This is a genomic window from Myxococcus sp. AS-1-15, assembly GCF_020037055.1.
Lineage (GTDB): Bacteria > Myxococcota > Myxococcia > Myxococcales > Myxococcaceae > Myxococcus > Myxococcus fulvus.
The window spans coordinates 180,445-198,433 of record NZ_JAIQDF010000017.1 but is presented as its reverse complement, the minus strand read 5'-3'; the positions used below and the strand labels follow the sequence as shown (position 1 = coordinate 198,433).

At 70.1% G+C, this 17,989-nt stretch carries 17 protein-coding genes; 6 read left to right on the top strand and 11 right to left on the bottom strand.

Annotation, left to right across the window (positions count from 1 at the left end; translation table 11 throughout):
- Positions 1 to 85: 85 nt before the first annotated feature.
- A complete protein-coding gene (locus K8625_RS35710; protein WP_223785199.1) occupies positions 86 to 1,396 on the top strand; it encodes a zinc ribbon domain-containing protein in 1,311 nt (436 codons plus the stop codon).
- A gap of 14 nt (positions 1,397 to 1,410) precedes the next feature.
- Positions 1,411 to 2,319 (top strand): hypothetical protein, encoded by a 909-nt coding sequence (locus K8625_RS35705; protein ID WP_223785198.1) that lies wholly within the window; start codon positions 1,411 to 1,413, stop codon positions 2,317 to 2,319.
- A 122-nt stretch (positions 2,320 to 2,441) separates the two neighbouring features.
- On the opposite strand, the gene K8625_RS35700 is transcribed toward K8625_RS35705, so the two are convergent.
- Complete coding sequence (locus K8625_RS35700) at positions 2,442 to 3,923, bottom strand: serine hydrolase (protein ID WP_223785197.1); 1,482 nt, start codon at positions 3,921 to 3,923, stop codon at positions 2,442 to 2,444.
- A 248-nt stretch (positions 3,924 to 4,171) separates the two neighbouring features.
- Between K8625_RS35700 and K8625_RS35695 the strand changes: the two genes are divergently transcribed.
- The 3 genes from K8625_RS35695 (at position 4,172) to K8625_RS35685 (ending at position 6,047) form a co-directional block, all read left to right on the top strand.
- Positions 4,172 to 4,684 (top strand): cytochrome c-type biogenesis protein, encoded by a 513-nt coding sequence (locus tag K8625_RS35695; RefSeq protein ID WP_223747698.1) that lies wholly within the window; start codon positions 4,172 to 4,174, stop codon positions 4,682 to 4,684.
- A gap of 3 nt (positions 4,685 to 4,687) precedes the next feature.
- Positions 4,688 to 5,665 carry a tetratricopeptide repeat protein gene (locus K8625_RS35690; protein WP_223747697.1) on the top strand — a complete coding sequence of 326 codons (978 nt, stop codon included), beginning with the start codon at positions 4,688 to 4,690 and terminating at the stop codon, positions 5,663 to 5,665.
- 103 nt (positions 5,666 to 5,768) lie between these two features.
- A complete protein-coding gene (locus tag K8625_RS35685) occupies positions 5,769 to 6,047 on the top strand; it encodes a hypothetical protein (RefSeq protein ID WP_223747696.1) in 279 nt (92 codons plus the stop codon).
- A 52-nt stretch (positions 6,048 to 6,099) separates the two neighbouring features.
- On the opposite strand, the gene K8625_RS35680 is transcribed toward K8625_RS35685, so the two are convergent.
- The 9 genes from K8625_RS35680 to K8625_RS35640 form a co-directional block, all read right to left on the bottom strand.
- Positions 6,100 to 7,302 (bottom strand): GNAT family N-acetyltransferase, encoded by a 1,203-nt coding sequence (locus K8625_RS35680; RefSeq protein ID WP_223785196.1) that lies wholly within the window; start codon positions 7,300 to 7,302, stop codon positions 6,100 to 6,102.
- 52 nt (positions 7,303 to 7,354) lie between these two features.
- On the bottom strand, positions 7,355 to 8,524 hold the full coding sequence (locus tag K8625_RS35675; RefSeq protein WP_223747742.1) for a DegT/DnrJ/EryC1/StrS family aminotransferase: 1,170 nt from the start codon (positions 8,522 to 8,524) through the stop codon (positions 7,355 to 7,357).
- Entirely contained in the window at positions 8,521 to 9,639 is a 1,119-nt protein-coding gene (locus K8625_RS35670) for a GNAT family N-acetyltransferase (RefSeq protein WP_046714354.1), read from the bottom strand. Before K8625_RS35670 ends, K8625_RS35675 begins: the two co-directional genes overlap by 4 nt.
- Positions 9,640 to 9,674: 35 nt before the next feature.
- Positions 9,675 to 10,766 (bottom strand): gluconeogenesis factor YvcK family protein, encoded by a 1,092-nt coding sequence (gene yvcK, locus K8625_RS35665; protein ID WP_141332910.1) that lies wholly within the window; start codon positions 10,764 to 10,766, stop codon positions 9,675 to 9,677.
- A 97-nt stretch (positions 10,767 to 10,863) separates the two neighbouring features.
- Positions 10,864 to 12,231, bottom strand: coding sequence for a polyisoprenyl-phosphate hexose-1-phosphate transferase ExoE (gene exoE / locus K8625_RS35660; protein WP_141333477.1), 1,368 nt, complete (start codon positions 12,229 to 12,231; stop codon positions 10,864 to 10,866).
- Between the two features lie 106 nt (positions 12,232 to 12,337).
- The gene (locus K8625_RS35655) at positions 12,338 to 13,078 is read right to left on the bottom strand and encodes a CpsD/CapB family tyrosine-protein kinase (protein WP_141326040.1); all 741 of its coding nucleotides are present in this window, start codon (positions 13,076 to 13,078) and stop codon (positions 12,338 to 12,340) included.
- A 27-nt stretch (positions 13,079 to 13,105) separates the two neighbouring features.
- Positions 13,106 to 14,515 carry a Wzz/FepE/Etk N-terminal domain-containing protein gene (locus K8625_RS35650; protein WP_223747693.1) on the bottom strand — a complete coding sequence of 470 codons (1,410 nt, stop codon included), beginning with the start codon at positions 14,513 to 14,515 and terminating at the stop codon, positions 13,106 to 13,108.
- Between the two features lie 33 nt (positions 14,516 to 14,548).
- A complete protein-coding gene (locus K8625_RS35645) occupies positions 14,549 to 15,703 on the bottom strand; it encodes a hypothetical protein (RefSeq protein ID WP_223747692.1) in 1,155 nt (384 codons plus the stop codon).
- A gap of 71 nt (positions 15,704 to 15,774) precedes the next feature.
- A complete protein-coding gene (locus K8625_RS35640; RefSeq protein WP_141326037.1) occupies positions 15,775 to 16,347 on the bottom strand; it encodes a polysaccharide biosynthesis/export family protein in 573 nt (190 codons plus the stop codon).
- A 377-nt stretch (positions 16,348 to 16,724) separates the two neighbouring features.
- On the opposite strand from K8625_RS35640, the gene K8625_RS35635 reads away from it, so the two are divergent.
- The gene (locus K8625_RS35635; RefSeq protein ID WP_046714359.1) at positions 16,725 to 16,922 is read left to right on the top strand and encodes a hypothetical protein; all 198 of its coding nucleotides are present in this window, start codon (positions 16,725 to 16,727) and stop codon (positions 16,920 to 16,922) included.
- Positions 16,923 to 17,034: 112 nt separating this feature from the next.
- Here the strand turns inward: K8625_RS35635 and K8625_RS35630 are convergent, their stop codons facing one another.
- Positions 17,035 to 17,829: an SDR family NAD(P)-dependent oxidoreductase gene (locus tag K8625_RS35630; protein ID WP_223747691.1), complete on the bottom strand. Its 795-nt coding sequence runs from the start codon at positions 17,827 to 17,829 to the stop codon at positions 17,035 to 17,037.
- Positions 17,830 to 17,989: the final 160 nt, after the last annotated feature.

The window sequence follows — 17,989 nt, the reverse complement described above, 5'->3', positions numbered from 1 at the left end:
CGCTTCCGGTGAAAACCTCGTGTTATTCCACGACTTGCGTTGACCGTGAGGGCTCCCCCCGCCCTCCGCACAGCAAGGTGGGTTCATGCGGTGCCCGGAGTGCGGTGAGTCCTCGAACGCGCGGCTGAAGTACTGCGAGAACTGCGGCGGCAAGATGCCGGAGAGCCCCCAGGGGCTGACGGGCTCGCGCCCCGCGCTGCGGACGAACTCCACGCGACGGGCCATGGAGGAGCCGTCCTACGCGGCGGAGATCCTCGACGAGGCGGAGGCCCACAGCCAGGGCGCCGCCTACGTGCCCGCGGGCAGCCGCGACACCGCGGAGGACACGGACCCGGGCCAGTCGCGCCCCGGCTACGACGGCCCCAGGTGGCTGGCGAGCGTGCCGGCGCACTCGCAGAGCATCGTGGGGCTCGCGGTGCTGTCGTTCGCGCTGGCGCTCTCCATCCTCCCCTCCTTCGATGGCGTGGGCGTGGTGGGCGCGCTGCTCGCGGTGGTGGGCGCGGTGCTGACGCTGGCGCGGGAGCTGAGGCTCGCGGGCGAGGCCCAGGGCGTCACGAAGCTCCTGCCGGAGGTGCTCTACCGCCCGGAGATTCCCGCGGCCTTCTGCGCGCTGCTGGCGGCGCTGAGCTTCCGCATGCTCGGGATGGGCGTGATGCCCGTGCTGTGGCTGCTGGCCTCCGGGCTCATCATCCATGACCAGTGGCGGAAGGTGATTGCCGGCCCCGACGGCGTGCTCGCGCGCTGGTTCGACCTGCGCCAGTTGCTGGTGATGCCGTCGGTGCTCACGCTCGGCGGCGTGGGACTGGCCTTGCTGACGCTGTTCGCGCCGTGGGCCACGCTGAGCACGCTGCCGGAGGTGCCGGACGCGCCCGTGCCCTCGGGTCCGCCGGAGCTGCGGGTCATCGGCGCGCAGCGGGCCGCGGATGACGTCCTGTACTCCGCGAACGCGGGCACCATCACCCTGACGGGCTGGGATCTGTCCGGCGCGGTGCTGGTGGAGCTCTTGCTCTTGTCGGTGCTGGCGCTGCTCGCGCTGAGGCCCGAGGTGTCCCGCCCCGCGTGGACGCGCTTCGCGCCAGTGGGCGTGCTGGGCGTGGGGCTCTTGTGGGCGCTGTTGCACCTGAAGCTGTCACCCGGGCCGCTCATCTTCGTCGTGGGCCTGGCGGCCATGGGCGTCCAGGTGGTCCGTCAGCTGCGGGAGTCGCGGGATGCGCTGGCCCCCGCGCCCGCGTATGACGACGGCCTCGACGAGACGGAGCGTGTCGAGGACCCGAACCCCGATGACATGTATCCGGATGACGAGGGAAACCCGGACGACATGGGCCCGGACGACGAGGGAAACCCGGATGACATGGGCCCGGACGACGAGGAGGAGCCCAAGCCTCGCGGCCGTTGAGGTAGAGCGGAGGCATGTCGTCCTCTCCTCCCCTCCCCCCTGGCGCGGTCGCCTTCGTGGACCGCTGGCGTGAGCTGTTCGATGCGCGGGACTGGGCCGCCCTGCGGGCCCACGAGCATCCCGACTTCCCGGGGTCAGGCCCGCCCAAGCAGAACGACAGCTTCATCCGCGGGCTCGGCACGAGCGGCTACCGGGTCGCGAGCGCGAAGCTGAAGCCCTTCGTACAGCCGAAGTGGTCCATCTTCCGCACCACGCGCCTGCACCCGCAACCCACGTACTGGTGTGACCTGGTGTTGAAGAGCGACAAGGGCCACCAGACGGAGGCGTTCATCGCGCTGGCGCCGTGGGAGGGCACCGAGGGCGCCTTCCGCGCGTCGTACTACGTCGAGCTTCCGCCGAAGAAGAAGGTCGCCCCGCTGGACCTGGGCAAGGAGCAGGCGCGCGTCTCGAGGTTCCTGGCCAAGGCGGTGAAGGACTTCGCGCGGAGCCACAAGGACCCGCGGCCCGTCCAGCGGCTGGCGCTCCGGTACTCCACCGACAACGGGTCGCTGAACATGGGCTTCGACCTGAACCCGGAGTCCGAGCCGGGCGAAGGCATGACCCATGACGACTTCGCGGAGCTGCTCGTCCCCCGCTGGCCGGACGTGAAGGAGCACAAGCCGGCGCTGGTGGGCCTCGACGGCGTGAAGCTCGCGGCCCGCGAGGATGGGACGTGGGGCACCCCCGAGGCGCATGCGCGACTGGAGGAGCACCTCGGGAAGATGCTCGTCGCGATGCTGCTCGAGCTGCGCGACAGCGGCCAGCTCGAGGCCCTGCGCGCATCGGATACCGCGGAGCTCGGAGTCGAGGAGTCCGAGGGCCACTTCGGCTGGCCCGACTACGAGGAGCGCGGACGCGAGAACCGGCTGGTGGCGAAGCGCTGAGCTTGTCAGCCCCCGCGCGCCACGCGAAGTCCGACCATCCTGGCGTGTCCGCCCTGGAGCCAGACACGTCAAAGGCTCGCGTGACGTGTCATCACGCGAGCCCGATGAAGCTGCCGCGCGACTCAGGGGGCCTTCTTCGCCTCGGGCGCGTCCATCTCCTTGAGCACCTTCTCCGCGTTCGTGTTGGACGGATCCAACTCCAGCGAGCGGCGATAGCTCGCCTTCGCCAGGGCCTTGTTCCCCTGGGCCAGGTACGCCTCGCCCAGGCTGTCGTGGACATTCCCGTCCTCGGGGAACTGCTCCACGTTGGCCTTGAAGACTTCAATCGCCTCCGGCACGCGGCCCCCGCGCAACAGGTCATACCCGACGCGGTTGAGCTCGCCCGCGCCGAAGAAGTACTCGGCGCCCGCCTTGCTGCCCTTGAGCTGCTGGTACGTGGCGAGCGCCTGCTGCGCGGTGCCCGTGGCCAGGATGCGAGAGACCTCGTCGGCGATGGACTTGAGCGGCTGCTTCGGCGCGACGCCGTTCAGGATGCTCAGCACGCCGGCGGACAGCGGCCGGGGGCTGGCGCCGCGTCCCACGTTGGAGAGCGCGACGACGACCTGCTTCTTCTCCGGGACCCGCACGAAGAAGGCGCTGAACCCGTTGATGCCACCCCCATGGTAGACGGCCGTCAGCTTCGTCTTGCCGTCATCCAGCCTGAACGGCTCCAGCGACACCCCGAAGCCGTACTGGTCCAGGCCCGGCGTCGTCATCTTCTTCTTCAGCTCCTCCGACAACAGGGAGGTGCCCTGCAGCGCCTTGTCCCACAGGTACAGGTCCTCCACCGTCGAGTAGATGGAGCCCGCCGCGTACGGCAGCCCCATGTCCAGGTAGTCCGCGTTGACGTACTGACCCGACTTGAAGTCGTACCCCGACGCGCGCTTGGGCAGCACCGTCGCGGACACGTCGTAGCCCGTGTTCTTCATGCCCGCCGGCTTGAAGATGCGCTCCTCCAGCACCTGCGCGTACGTCTTGCCCGTCACCTTCTCGATGATGGCGCCCAGGAGGAAGTAGCCCGAGTTGTTGTACGCGTACTTCGTCCCCGGCTCGAACTGGAGGTCCCCCGAGCAGTGCTCCTTCACGAACGCGTCGACGGTGAAGGGGTCTCTGGCCACGTCGCCGAACTTCGGGTTCGACGTGTAGCTGGGGATGCCGGAGGTGTGGTTCAACAGGTGCGTCACCGTGACGCGTGAGCCCGTGTCCTGACGGTAGTCCGTCAGGTGCTTCGTCACCGGGTCCTCCAGGCCCACCTTGCCCTCACCCACGAGCTGCAGGATGAGCGTGGCGGTGAACTGCTTGGTGATGGAGCCGATGCGGAACTTCGTGTCGGGCCCCGCGGGAATCCCCCACTCCATGTTCGCCTGGCCGTAGCCCTTCTTGAGGACGATGCCCGTCTCGTCCGCGACCAGCAGGCTCCCGTTGAACTGGTTGAGCGCGTGGTACCTCGCCGCCAGCCGCTCCATCGCCTCCTTGTCCTTGCGGCTCGCCGCGTCCGCCGGGGAGACCGCCAACAAGAACCCCAGGCCCACCGCGACACCCGCATCCATCCAAGCCAGCTTCATTCCGCTCTCCAAGGAAGTTGAATCGCCCCGCTCCATCCGAGCCGGCCCGGCGGCGTCCCATGCTCCACCGGGAACGAACCGGGCGACCAACCATTGCGTCGCGGCCGTGCCTCGCCCGGGCCCGCCGCCGGCCCGGCCGTGACGGATGCCCACCTACAGTCCGGGAAGCGGGGCAGGCGCCCGGCGCTCAGGTTTCGCTGTCCAACACCGGGCGGTAGCGCTAGTTAAGACGGCTTCCGGGAGTTCCGATGACCGCCGCCCTGCTGTCCCTGACCCTCGCCTTCGGCCTCGTCACCGGCCAGTTCGCGCCCCAGCAGGCCGCGAGCGAGCCTCTCGCCCCGGCCCTGGAGGAGCGCGTCCAGAAGCTCGGCAAGACGCTGCGTTGCGCGGTGTGCCAGGGCCTCTCCATCTCCGACAGCCCGTCCTCCATGGCCCGCGCGCAGTTGGACATGGTCCGGGAGCTCGTCTCCGAGGGGAAGAGCGACCAGGAGGTGGTCGAGTTCTTCGTGTCGCGCTACGGCGAGTGGGTCCTCCTGGAGCCCAAGGCCGAGGGCTTCAACTGGTTCGTCTGGCTGGGCCCCGTCGCGCTGCTCGTCGTGGGCGGCTTCGTCATCTGGAGACAGCTGCAGCAGGGCCCCGCCCTGGAGCCCACCGCCCAGGCCACCTCGCCTTCCGCCCCCGCCGCGCCGGGCGGCCCCCCTTCCGCGGCGGATGACGCCGACCCCTACCTCCAGGCCGTGCGCCGGGAGCTGGAGCGCTAAGCCATGCAGCCTCAGCCTACGAACTGGTTGCCCGGAATCATCGTCCTCTCCGTGGCCTTCGTCGCCGCCGCCGCGTGGCTGCTCTACATGCGCAGCCGGGGCGCCATCGCCGCCACCCCGCCCGAGCCGTCCAAGGACGGCGTGCTCGACGACTTGAGCCAGCGCGCCCAGTCCCTCATCGACCAGCTCCGCGCGCTGGAGGCCGACAAGCACAACCTGGCCCCCGAGCAGTACGCCACGGAGAAGTCCCGCCTGGAGCGCGAGGCCGCCGGCGCCCTGCGCGCCAAGGACGAGCACCTCAAGCGCAAGGCCACCTCCAGCGGCGACGGCCGCCCCCGCGCCCGCGAGCTGCCCGCGCCCACCGGTTGGTCCGCGCGCAACCCCCAGCTGTCCGGCGCGCTGTGGGGCGCCGGCATCGTCCTGTTCTTCGGCGGCCTGGGCTACCTGCTCGTCTCCGAGCAGCAGACCCGCGTCGACGGCCAGGAGGCCACCGGCCGCATGCCCCCAGGCGCCGCGGCCGGTCAGCAGGCGCAGCAGGGCGGCATGGGAGAGTCACAGGACCCGGAGCTCGCCCAGGCCCGCGCGCGGCTGGAGTCCAACCCCGGCGACCTGGACGCCGCGTCCATGCTCAGCCACGAGCTCATCCGCCGCCAGCAGTTCGAGGAGGCCGCGCAGGTGACGGCCAAGGGGCTCGCGGTGGACCCGTTCCACGTCGAGCTGCGAGTGCACCGCGGCGTGCTGCGCGCCACCCAGGGCGACCTCCAGGGCGCCGAGGCCGAGCTGACCGAGCTGGTCAACACCTGGCCCGACGCGCAGGAGGCCCTCATCTTCCTGGGCAGCCTGGCCCTGCGCCGCGACGACAAGCAGAAGGCCCTGGAGCACTTCGAGCGCTTCTCCGTCGAGGTGCCGCGCAACATGCAGCCGCCCCAGCTGGGGCCCGCCATCGCCCAGCTCCGGGCCGACATCGCCAACGTGCCCTGAGACACGGCTCACGCAACCCAGTCACTACAGTTTATCCGGGTCTGATGTCATCTCCATGGTAGACATGTCTCGCCGTCCCCCCGTCGTTGGTAGGGAGCTCGACATGTTCAAGTACTCCGCGAAGCTGGCCTGTGTCGTCGCGTTGGTCCTGAGTGGTTGTGGTGGCGCCCCGGAGCAGCAGCCGCCGTCCGAGACGGAGACGCTCGAGTCGAGCGAGCAGGGCCTCATCTGGGCCTGCGACGGGCGTCGCTCCTTCAACCGCTACTGGACGGTGAACGGCGTCGAGGTGGGTCGCGAGTACTGTGACTGCGACGGCACGCTGACCGAGTTCGGCACCCTGTCGGGCCGCTACTCGCAGACGCTCAACTTCTACTGCAACTAGTCGCCCCCCTCGGCGCCCCGCTTCACTCCGGGGCGCCGACCCGACGCTGTCTTCAGTGCACCGCCGCGCGGCGCCGACGCAGCCGGCGGACCTTCTCCACACACGTGCCCGGCAGCACCTGCTTGGCGGCGTTGCGCGCCTTGCGCGCCAGCTCCTCCGCGCGCGAGTACCACTGCCCCGCCTTCGTGCCCGAGTGCACGCGCACCGACACCGTGCGCCGCTGCTTCGACACCCAGTCGGACTTGTACGTCTCCGTGCCGCGCAGGAAGTCGTACTCGGTGAGCCCCGCCGCCAGCGCGTCCTTGAAGCTCTCCCCCACCAGCACCAGGCCCACGCTGCGGTTGCGCCACGCGGGGTCGTAGCCCGACTGGAAGTACACGAAGCGGTGGCCGTGGACGATGCCGTACACGGACGCCACGGCCTTGCCGCCCACCTTCATCGTGTAGAGCCACAGCCGGCCGCGCTCCGCCAGCCACTGCGTGGCGTCACGGTGGAAGGCCTCCACGCCCGTGCCCTTGATGCCCTGGGAGCCGCCGTCCTCCGCCCACCGGGCCGAGTGCAGCCGGAAGAAGTCCGTCATCGGCCCGGCCAGCTCGCCCGGCGCCTCCGTGCGCTCGATGCGATAGCCCTCCTGCTTCTCCAGCCACTTGCGCCGGCGCAGGTAGTTGTCGCGCCGGCCCGTGCGCTTGAGGAACGCGTCGAACGGCTCGCGCGGGTCCAACACGTCGTAGGGACACACGTACCGCTCCGACAGCCGCACGTCGTGCCCGCGGAACACCTCGCGCAGCACGTCCACCGTGACGGAGTCCTCTCGCAGGTCCGTCAGGTCCAGCACATCCCACTCCTCGCGCAGCGCCACCAGCATCCGCGCGAAGGACTCCGCCACGTCGCGCTCCAGCCCGCGCCGCGCCACCACGTCCAGGTAGTCGCTGCCCACGTGCGTCTCGCCCAGGAAGCCCAGGCGGCGCACCGGCACGCCCGCCACGCGGCGCGTCTCCAGGCCCAGCGGCAACAGTCCCACCAGCGTGCCCGCCGCGTCGCGCGCGGTGAGCACCAGCGGGCGCCGCTGGGGCGCGATGCGCCGACACCACGGATACAGCCACTCCCACGCATTGAAGGGGCCCGCGTCACTGGCATCCAGCAGCGCGTCCCACTCGGCCCTCATCCCCGCCAGCGCGGACAGACTGCCCACGGCGCTCACGTCCAGCCGCCGCGCGGCCTTGGGCCCCTGCCTCAGCTCGTCCTCGCGAATCACCGCCCCGCCTCCTCGGAGGGGGCTTCACGCCCCTCCCAACCCACCGTCCGGCTCAACCCGCGCGCTTCTTCGACCGATTCTCCGACCGCACCGCGTCGCGCACCACCGACGCCACGTCCGCCATCACCTCCGGCGACAGGTCCTGGTGGCACGGAATCTCCACGATGCTGCGCCGCAGCTGCGCCACCTCCGGGAAGGCCCCCGCGTCACACGCAGGATGGAAGCGCTTCCAGAAGTCGATGGCGTCGATGCCCTTCGCCCTCAGCCGCGCCAGCACCTCCGCCTTCTCCTGCACCACCATCGGGTAGAACAGCGGGCAGGTCCCCGCCGGCAGCTGGTTGAACAGCGGCGTCGATACGTCGCGCAGCCGGCCCAGCAGGTAGAAGTAGTTGCGACGGCGCTTCTCGACGATGGACTCCAGGTCCTGCGCCAATGCAATGCGCTTGGTCAGCGGGCTCATGCCCAGGTCCACGTGCTTGCGGTCGAAGTGCTGCGTGCCCGTGGCCACCCGCTCGATGCTCGCCGCCTTCACCGTGCCGTGCCCCACCGTGCGCACCAGCCCGCGCAGGCCGCGGCCCACCGCGCCGCCGCGCAGCTCCAGGTTCTGCAACAGCGCGGACACCGTGTGGCTGAACGTCGACGCGGACGGCGGCGCCGGAGGCTCCGGCAGGCTGTACGAGCGCGGCCCGTTCACCACCAGCGCGCCCCCGTTGGGCACCGGCAGCGTCTTGTACAGACAGAAGATGCCCACGTCGCCCGTCGTCCCCAGCGGCACCGCGCCGTCGGACGAGAGCAAGGACAGCGCGCAGTCCTCGATGAGCACCAGCCCGTGCTGGTCGGCCAGCTTGCGCATCTCAGCGGCCGGGCCCGGGAAGCCCGCGTAGTGCGTCAGGTACAGCGCCTTCGTCTTCGGGGTGATGCGCCGGGCCACGTCCTCCAGGTCCACGTCCCAGCGGCTGCCCACGCGGTAGAAGCGCGGCGTCGCGCCCGCGTCCACCAGCGCCTCCACCTCCACGCCGTGGTGGTAGGAGGGCATCAGCACCTCGCCGTTGTCCAACCCCAGCATCTTCACCGTCAACCACACCGCGTTGCGGGCGAAGTAGAAGTAGCGGACGTTGGGCGAGGAGAACGGCGGAAGCGAGCCGGGCCTCGGCTTGGACACCAGCATGTGGGGCCACAGCGTGGGCAGCGACGGAACGAACAGCCGGCCCGAGGGAGTCATCGCTTCCATTTCGCCACCACCTCTTTCACCGCGGGGGTCCACCGGAACTTCGCCGCGCACAGCGCCCGGCCGAAGGCGGAGTCATTGAAGATGTAGAGCCACGTGTGGCGCCGGACCTGGTCCGTCCAGTCGCGCTTCCACACCATGTCCGGCCCCAGGAAGTCGAACTCGCCGAGCTTCCGGTCGATGCACGTCCCCACCACCTCCTCCATCAGGAGCTGGCCGGGGCTGCACTCGCGCAATTGCTCGTCGTAGCCGGGCTTGAGCAGGAAGTAGCGCCCGCCGTGCTCCAGGCCGTAGTGGAAGGCCACCGGCCGGCCGTCCAGCCGCAGGAAGTACAGCGCCAGCTTCCCCCGGTACGCCGCGTCGCGCGCCAGCTCCGTGTAGAAGCCCCGCGTCGCGGTGTCCTGCGCCATGGCCGTGCCGCGCTCGCCCTTCCAGCCGCTCTGCTCCAGCAGGAAGCCCTCCTCCAGCGTGCCCTCCAGGCCCGGGCCACCGTCCACCCGCTCGAAGGTGACCTTCCCCTTCTCCTCGAGCTTGCGGCGACGCCGCCTGCAGTTCGCCTTGAACTTGGACTGGAGCGACGCCTGGAACTTCTCGCGCGTGCCCGGCAGCGGGATGTACGGCGACTGGAGCGACTCCCACGCCCCCACCGGCATGCGGGCCGCCTGCGCCGCCGCATGCAGCCGCCACGCCGCGCCGCCATCCGGCACGTCCGTCAACCGCAGCACGTCCCACCCACCCTGCTGACGCAGGTGGGACAGGAACATCGCCGCGGCCGCGTCCGGCTCGCGGGCCAGCAGGTCGAACCGGCAGGAGTGCGTGTTCGCCGCCGCGGAGAGCTGGCGCACCGGCACGCCGTACAGGTTGGTGCGCTCCTCCCACAGGGGCAGCGCGGCGGAGAGCTGGCCTTCGCTGTTTCGCAGCGTCAGCACGCGCAGCCGCGCCCCCGGCGCGAAGTTGTCCAGCCAGATGCGGATGAACTCGTGGCGGTAGAACAGCTCGTCCGTCGTGGCCTCGACGAGCGCGTTCCACTCCGACTCCAGGGCCATGAAGGCCGCGCGGTCATCGACTTCGACGACACGCGGCCCGGGACTGCTCAGGGTTGCTTCCATGTTCGGGCGCCCAAGGTGGTGATGGGGTTGCTCGGCTACAAGCCGCTGCGCGCCATCTTCAGCAGGCAGGCGGCGACCTTGCGGCTGTCGTGTCGGATCCTGGACCCCTCCTTCAGGAGGTCCGCCCGCACCGGCACCACGCCCGCGGCGATGAGCTCGCGCGTGTCCACGTTCACCGTGAACGAGCCGCGCCGCCCGTAGCGCCGCATGGCCTCCGGAGAGGGCTCCGTGCCATTGACGAGCACCGCGTCCAGCACCGGCCCCACGTGCTCGCGCACCGCCTGCACGTGGTCCAGACAGGACATGCCGTCCGTCTCACCCGGCTGCGTCATCAGGTTGGCCACCATGACCTTCAGCGCGCGCGTCTCCTTCAGCGCCTGGGCCACGCCGTCCACCAAGAGGTTGGGCAGCAGGCTCGAGTACAGCGAGCCCGGGCCGATCACCACCAGGTCCGCGGCATAGATGGCCTCCAGGAGGCCGTCCACCGGCGGCGGAGAGCGCGGGCTCAGGGACACCTTGCGCACCCGGCCCTGGGCCCGGCAGATGTTGCGCTCGCCGACCACTTCCGTGTCGTCGTGCATCTGCGCCACCAGCTGCACCGAGGCCAGCGTGCACGGCAGCACGTTGCCCCGCGCGCCGAGCAGCTCCCCGGACATGCGCACCGCCTCCAGGAAGTCGCCCTTCAGCTCCGCGAGCGCGGCGATGAGCAGGTTGCCCACCGCGTGCCCGGCCAGGCCCCGCGCCCCGCCGAAGCGGAACTGGAACACGTCCTTGAGCGCGCTCTTGCCGCCGGCGAGCGCCACCAGGCAGTTGCGGATGTCACCGGGCGGCAGCGCGCCGTGCAGCCGGCGCAGGCGCCCGGAGCTGCCACCGTCGTCGCTCATGGCCACCACCGCGGTGATGTCCACGCCCGGATCTCCCGCCTTCGGCGTCGCGCGCCGCGCCAGGCCCCGGAGCACCATGGGCAGCCCCGTGCCGCCGCCGATGGCGACGATGCGCGTGGGCCGGTCCACCTGGGACTGCAACAGCTCGTTGCGCTCCGTCTCCCGCTCCCGCTCGCGCTCCCGACGGGCACGCGCTTCCTCCCACGACTCCGGGAGCGGCGAATCCATGTCCATCCCCACCATGTCCCAACCCCCATCCACGACGCCCGACCCGCCACCCCTGGCGGGTCCCCTAGGGCCCCCTCCCCTTCACGAGGAGGAGGGCCCGCGGGAGGTGTACCTACCGAGCTCCACGACCGAGAAGAACATGTCTCACGGTGTGGAAGATGATTCCCACATCGAGGAACAAACTGCCGTTCTTCACGTAGTACAGGTCGAACTCCAGCTTGTTGCGCGCGTCCTCCACCGAAGCCCCGTAGGGGTAGCGAATCTGGGCCCAGCCCGTCAGGCCCGGCTTCACCGCCTCGCGCAGCCCGTAGAAGGGAATCTGCTGCTTGAGCTGCTCGACGAACACGGGCCGCTCAGGCCGCGGACCCACGAAGCTCATCTCCCCCATCAGCACGTTGAACACCTGCGGAATCTCGTCGATTCGCGTGCGGCGGATGAACTTGCCCACCCGCGTGACACGGTCATCGTTCGCCCGCGCCCACACCGCGCCGTTCTTCTCCGCGTCCGTCCGCATGCTGCGGAACTTCCACAAGTAGTACGTCGCGCCGCCCAGGCCCGTGCGCTCCTGCCGGTAGAACACCGGGCCCTTCGAGTCCAGCTTGATGGCCACCGCCACCAGAAGCAGGAACGGTGCCGACAGCGTGAGCAGCAGCGACGCCACCGCCAGGTCGAAGGCCCGCTTGAAGGCCCGGCGCAGCGGCGACACGGTGAGCTCGTCCGCGAAGGCGAAGTCGCTCGCCCGGAGGAACTGCACGGGAATCCGCCGCAGCACGCGCTCGCAGAACCCCGTCGCGTCGTACACGCGACGTCCCTGCAGTCGGCAGATGAGCAGTGAGTCCACCCAGTTGGCCCCGCGCATGTCGTCAGCAGCCTGCACGACATATGCCGCGCCCAATCGGGCCGCCATCTGGTCCAGCGGCTCCTGGCTGGAGCGCGGGTCCACCATGCCGATGACGCGGTAGCTGCCCTCGCCGCCCGCCTCGATGGCGCTCGCCACCGCGCGGGCCTTGAGGCCATCACCGACGATGAGGACCGAGTCCGGCGCGCCGACCAGCGCGCGGATGGACACCCGGACCACCAGCGTGCCGGCCAGGGCGCCCATCGCCCCGCCCAGCAGCGCCCCAGGAGGCAGCGCCACGGGGAACAGCAGCGGGGCCACCAGCATCAGCCCGCCCGTCACCATCGCGGTGACCCCCGCGGCCTTCAGGAAGCGGTAGCCGCGCGCCCGGTCCTCCGCGGCGACGCGCAGGTCATACAGGTCCAACAGGTACAGCGTGAACTGGAACGTGACGACGAAGGCCGCGCCCAGCCCCAGCAGCGTGGGCCACAGCGCCGCCATCGGCGGCCGGGTGCCCTCGGGCGCGAAGAGTGCCGCACAAGCCGCCGCGCCCATCACGCAGGCCAATGCGATTGCCGAGCTCTCGGCGAGAAAAAACGTCAGCTTCTTGGCTGAAAAATAGTGGTGAAAGACCCGGAGCACTTGCCCCTCCGACCAACCCGCCCGACTCACGACGACCCGCCCCCCCGACAAAGCCCTCCGCCCCTGCCCCGTCACCGGGAGCCGGGGCGGAGGGTCTTCCGCCTCTCTACTTCTGCTTCTCGTAGTTCTTCAGATACGGCGTCGCGTGCACCTCCGCGCCGTTGAGGACGCAGCCCAGGATGGGCGCGCCGGCCAGCTGCTCCACCGCCTGGTGCACCGTCTTGCCCGGCGTCACGTTGGCGCGGATGACCATCAGCACGCCGTCCACCTGGTGGCCCAGGATCGCCGCGTCGGCGAAGGGCAGCGTGGGCGGCAGGTCGATGTACACCTCGTCGAAGCCCTCACGCACCGCCTTGAGGAACTGCTTCATGCGAGGGCTCGCCAGCACCTGCGACGGCTCCTCCGGCGTGGCGCCGGCGGGGATGAGCGCCAGGCGCGTGGAGTTGAAGCGGCGCACCACGTCGCGCACCTCCACCTCGCCCGTGAGCAGCTCCGCCAGGCCCGTCTTGTTGCGCACCCCCAGCGTGTTCGCCACCCCGCCGCGCCGGAGGTCCGCGTCCACCAGGAGGATGCGCCGGTCCGGGTTCGCCCGGGCGGCCGCCATCGCCAGGTTGACGCTCGTCACCGTCTTGCCCTCGCCCGGCATCGCCGAGGTGAGCGCCACGACCTTCATCGGCCGCAGCTCCCGCATCCGCTCCAACCGGTAGTACAGGCTGCGGTACTGCTCCGCCGCCGCCGAGGCCGGCGCCGTCAGCGTCACCACCCGCCGGTCCACCGCGTTCGGATTCGCCGCGTTGTCATCCACCCGGGGGAGGAAGTTTCCCGCCCGCTCCATCGTCTGATCCATGTCCGTCTTCCGTCCTTTCCGTGGGTGTCAGTTCAACGAGGTGGGGTTCGACACGTTGTTGCGCGACCCCGACGAAGGCATCAGCACCCGCCGCTCCGTCTTGCCTTGCATGTCCGGCACCACCGCCAACACCGGCAGGGTCAGGCGCTGGCGCACCTCCGTCCCGTCGCGCAGGCTGTCATCCCGCATCTCCAGCACCGCTCCCGCCAGCACGCCCAGGCCCAGCGCCACCAGCAGCACCATCACCATCCCCGCGAACTTGTCCGGCCGGGCGGGCGTCACCGGCACCCCCGCCGGGGAGATGACGTTGAACAGGCTCTTGGCGCTCTTGGCCTCCAGCTCCTGGGCAATCTCCGCCTCCACCTTGCGGCTCACCACGCTCTGGTACTTGGTGCGCGCGATTTCGTAGTCGCGGTTCATCACCGCCAGCTCGTGCGCCCACTTCGGGGTGTTGTTCAGCCGCGCCTGGTAGGCCTCCGCCTTGCCCTGCAGGTCGACGATCTCCTTCTGGATGCTGCCGATGAGGCTGGCCACCCGGGTGCGCTCGGCGCGCTCGGCCCACAGCCGGCCCTCGGCCTCCTTGCGGCGCTCCGTCATGCCGGCGAGCTCCGACGACATGCGCTTGATCTCAGGGTGGTCCTCCGTCCACGTGGTGCGGGCGTTGACCAGGGCCCGCGTCAGCCCGCTCTCCGCCGCCTCCAGCCGCCCCGCCTCGCTGTCCACCGCGTTGCGAGCCCGCGCCAGGTCCGAGCGACGCGCCTCCGCCACGCGCAGCTCCTCCGACTTGGTCTGCAGCTCGTGCGACACCCGCTCGAGCCCGCGCATGTTCATCTCCATCTGCTCGGGCAGCTCGCCCAGGTGGGCGACCTTGAACTGGGCAATCTTGTGCTCCCAGTTGGACACCGCCTTGCCCATCTGCACCATCTCCTCGTTGAAGAGGTCCGTGGCGCGCGCCGCCTGCGCCTGGCGCAGCTTCAGGGTCTCCTCGGAGAAGATGGTCGGCAGCCGGTTGGCCACCTGCGACGCCACCTGCGGGTCGCGGTTCGCATAGGTGAGCTCGAACGCCGTCTCACCCTCCACGCGGACCGTCAAATCCTTGCGCATCTGCGCGACGGCCGCCTCCATGCCCTTCTCGGACACGATGTCCGGGTAGAGGTTCATCTCCTCGATGGCCTTCTGGAGCACGGGCCGTGCCAGCAGCTCCTGTCGAACGGTGAGCAACCGCTGCTCGATGAGCTCGCTCACCGTGCGCTGCACCATCTCCTCACCGGGCCGCTGCGGCTCCACGCGGACCACCACCGACGCCTCGTACATGCTCGGCCGGGTCAACACGATGGCCGCGCCCACCGCGAAAACCACTGCCGCGATGGCTCCCACCAACGCCTTGCGGCGCCACAGTGAGGCCAGCAGCTGGTCCGCCGTCATCCCACGCTCCATGACTCGCTCCTCCTCCAACCCACTCACGTGTTGTCACCACGCCGTCACGATGAGACGGACCGCGAATACGTTGCGCGTCAGGTCGCCCGCCACGCCCGCCGAGTCCGCCACGCCCACCTGGGCAATCCGATCCACCGCCCCCTGAGCCGCCACCTGGCGGCTGAAGCGGTACTCCACTCCGCCTCCAACTGCGTACCCCTGCGACACCAGGGGGGTGCTGCTGAACGTCGACCAGTCCCGCCCGGGCGCCCGCCCGTTGCGGAAGAAGCTGGCCGCGCCGAACGCCGACAGCTGGTGGTTGAACCTGCGCGCCAGCGACACCGTCGCGTAGTCCGCCCACAGGGCGTTCGCGAAGCCGCTCGCGCCCACCAGGTCATGTCCCACGGCGACTCCCAGGTCGAACAGCTCGCCCTCGCGCGCCAGCTCCAGGTTGACGCGAGGCACCCAGCCGCCCTCCTGCCCCGTCGGCGCCAGGTAGCGCACCGGGCCCGCCCGGGCGATGAACGTCGTCGGGCGGGTCAGCCGGTAGCGCAGCGTCCCCGCCACGCCGTGCGACTGGGACAATTCATTGTCATACAGGAAGCCCTGGTAGCGGTACTCCATGCCCAGGGTGAGCCGGCGCGTGGTGCGATACATCAGCTCCAGCGACGGCGTATGCGCATAGCCCGCCTTCTGGCCATCCTCGAGGATGCGCACCGCCTCCAGCCCGTAGCCCACGCGCACGTCCATGCGGTCCGTGGCGCGGCCCGTCAGGCCCACGCGGGCCTGGGTGTAGAACGTGGGCGACGTGGAGCGCGCCAGGCCGTCACGCGGCAGGGACATGGGGTCCGTGACGCGGAAGACCCGCACGTTGGAGTCCACCCGCAGCCTGCGAGACAGCAGGTGGCGCAACTCCAGCCCACCCCGGTGGTCCAGCGTCACCTTGCCCGAGCCATGCCGCATCAGCACGTCCGCGGCATAGAAGCTGTTGAGGTCCAGCCGCCCGTCGCGCCCCTGCACGCCCACGCGCGGCGACAGCTTCGTCATCAGCTGGCCGCCCGTCGCATCCGGGCCGCCCAGGCGCAGGTCGTCGTCGTAGCGCTCCTCGGCGGAGATGCGCAGCCGAGGCTCCCACACGGTCGCCGCGGATGCCGCCGGCGCGGTGAGCATCAGGCCTGTCAGCAACCACTTCTTCCAGTCGCCCTTCACCGTCGTCCTCCCTCGCCTACGCCACCCTCGACCCATGGACCCACCGCCACCCGACTGCCCTCGACGCCCCTTCACGGCACGACGATGGTGTCGCCGGGACGCAGGATGACGTCCTGACCGCCGTCCGGAGAGATGAGGTCGCTGTAGCGCACCGGAATCTGCCCGCCGTTGCCGTCGCTGCGGATGACCACGATGCCGTCCGAGTTGGCGAAGTCCGTGAAGCCGCCCGCCAGGGCAATGGCCTGGATGAGCGACACGCGGCCGCGCAGCGGATAGGCACCCGGGTGCGTGACTTCGCCGGTGACGAACACGCGGCTGCTGTTGACCTCGCGGACGATGACCGTCACGCGGGGCTCCTGCACATACGACTGGAAGCTCTGCTTCAGCGACTCGGCCAGCTCCGTGGGCGTCTTGCCCGCCGCCTGCACCTCGCCCACCATCGGCATGGAGATGAAGCCATCCGGACGGACGGGAATGGTGCGGCTCAGCTCCGCGTCCCGCCACACCGCGATGTCCAGCACGTCCTCACGACCGATGCGGTAGGGCTGCTCGGAGTTGTCCACCTTCACCGCCGGCTGGTGCGCGCACCCGCCCAGCAGCATCACCCCCAACACCGTCCAGAACCCCGCGCTCGTCTTGCCCATCGTCTTCTCCCTCGTCTCGCTGCGGATGTCGTCCGAGGTCCCGCACCTCGCGGTGACCGTCGCTCTCGGCGCGGTTGCCATAGCAGCGGGTGTGCCACTGAGCCCTGTGAGGGAAAGCCCATGGATCGCCGTGGGTTACGAAACTGCCCACGTTGTGGCGTCGCGCGGGTCGGGAAGAATTACTGGCATCCGACAGGGTAGGAGTCTGGTCCTTTCGACAGTCCGGGCCCTGTTGATGGAAGACGATTTCCCACCGCGGGGCATGTGGGTTCTCAATCCGCACGGTAGGTGCTCGGCACGCGGTTTGAAGTCTGTTGAGCGGGAGGAGTTTTGTTTCCACAACGGGCCAGTGGGCCCAGCAGACAGGGAGCCAGCGGATGAGGAAGGCAGCGGGGGCGGTGGCGGCGGCGTTCGCGATGGGAACCGGTGTGATGGCGTGGATGGGCGTGGCCTTCATGGCGCAGACGGAGGCCGCGGCGCTGGGTGTCGTGGGCCTGGCCCTGTACGCGAGCAGCGCGCTGTTGAGCGGCAAGCCTGGCGAGGAGACGGCGCGCGGCATGGCCAACCAGGCCTGACGCCCGACGCCGTGACAGTAAAAAGGCCCGGTGTCCCCTGGGACGCCGGGCCTTCTTCTTTTCAGCCTCGCCCAAGACTCGGGGGTGGCTGGATGTCGTCCACGCGACGACCTCAGGGGATGGCGCGCACCACGCCGCCGTCCACGCGCAGCGCGGCGCCGTTGATGGCGGAGGCCTTGGGGCTGCACACGAAGGCCACCAGGGCGGCGACCTCGTCGGTGGTGGCGAAGCGCTGGAGCAGCGACGAGGGCCTGGCGCTCTTGAAGAACCCCTTCTCCACCGTGGCCACGTCCACGCCCTGCTGACGCGACAGCTCGCCCAGGAACACCTCCACGCCTTCGGAGCGCGTGGGGCCCGGGAGGATGGAGTTGGCGGTGATTTGCGTACCGCCCAGGCCCTCGGCGATGCCGCGCGCGAGAGCAATCTGGGCCGTCTTCGTCACCCCGTAGTGAATCATCTCCACCGGAATCTGCACGCCGGACTCGCTGGAGATGAAGACGACGCGGCCCCAGTCCTTCTGGCGCATGCCCTTGAGGTAGTGGCGGCTCAGGCGCACGCCGCTCATCACGTTGACGTCGAAGGTGCGCAGCCACTCCTCGTCGGAGATGTCTTCAAAGGGCTTGGGCTCGAAGATGCCCAGGTTGTTGACCAGGATGTCCACGTGGGGCACCTGCTGGATGAAGCGGCCGGCGCCCTCGGCGGTGCCCAGGTCCACCGCGACGCCGCGCAGGCGCGCCTCCGGCTGCTTGCGGCGCACCTCGGCGATGGCCGCGTCCACGCGCGCCTGGGTGCGGCCGTTGACGATGACCTCCGCTCCCTCGCGCGCGAGCGCCTCAACGATTGCCAGGCCGATGCCCGCCGTGGAGCCGGTCACCAACGCCACCTTGTCCTTCAAGTCCAGGTCCATTCGTTCCCTCGTGAGAATGCGCGGCCACAGGTAACGCGCGCGGTGGGACCCCGCCAGCCCGCTTCACGCCCCGCCACGCCAGGGAAACCCCCATCCCGACGCATCACGGATATTCCACATTGCGGAATATCGGCAACGTGGTGTATCTCTCCGGGGCATG